Source organism: Vibrio sp. S234-5, from assembly GCF_000960595.1.
In the GTDB taxonomy this organism is placed as follows: Bacteria; Pseudomonadota; Gammaproteobacteria; order Enterobacterales; family Vibrionaceae; genus Vibrio.
Genome location: NZ_JZAM01000245.1, coordinates 1 through 673, shown reverse-complemented (window position 1 = coordinate 673; position 673 = coordinate 1). Strand labels below are relative to the sequence as shown.

General features: G+C 42.1%; 1 tRNA gene and 1 rRNA gene. Both read left to right on the top strand.

The window, feature by feature from the left end:
* Positions 1–179 precede the first annotated feature (179 nt).
* A 5S ribosomal RNA gene (gene rrf, locus UF06_RS15805) occupies positions 180–295 on the top strand.
* A gap of 69 nt (positions 296–364) precedes the next feature.
* Positions 365–455, top strand: a tRNA-Ser gene (locus UF06_RS15800).
* Positions 456–673 lie beyond the last annotated feature (218 nt).

The window sequence follows — 673 nt, the reverse complement described above, 5'->3', positions numbered from 1 at the left end:
CAAAGTTCTTGTGTAAGCGCTGTGAGGCGTTGAGCTAACCTGTACTAATTGCCCGTGAGGCTTAACCATACAACACCCAAAGGGTTTTGGTGGACTCGATACAAGAACGAATTGAATGTGTTGAAAAGAACTTAAACAGCTTTCCAGATTATTCTCTAGAAATAGAGAGAAAGAATTTGCTTGGCGACCATAGCGTTTTGGACCCACCTGATTCCATCCCGAACTCAGAAGTGAAACGAAACAGCGTCGATGGTAGTGTGGGGTCTCCCCATGTGAGAGTAGAACATCGCCAGGCTTTATATATTGTTATCCGTTATACGGATAACTACATCGTCAGTGTACTAATCTGTTGATGACAATTTGTGGAGAGATGGCTGAGTGGTTGAAAGCACCGGTCTTGAAAACCGGCGTACGTTAATAGCGTACCTAGGGTTCAAATCCCTATCTCTCCGCCACATTCAAGCCCTTGATTTATCAAGGGCTTTTCTCGATTTAAGACGATCAAATGTCACCTAATACAAATAGGTGATACATATGTATTTGATTATACCAATCTGGAAAATTAACTGGTCAGATTAATCCACTCTCTTGTACACATCTTGCTAACTCTATCTGTACTGTCCAAGAATCGATTCCAAGCCTTGCACACTTTCTCCACGATATCCTCATAATC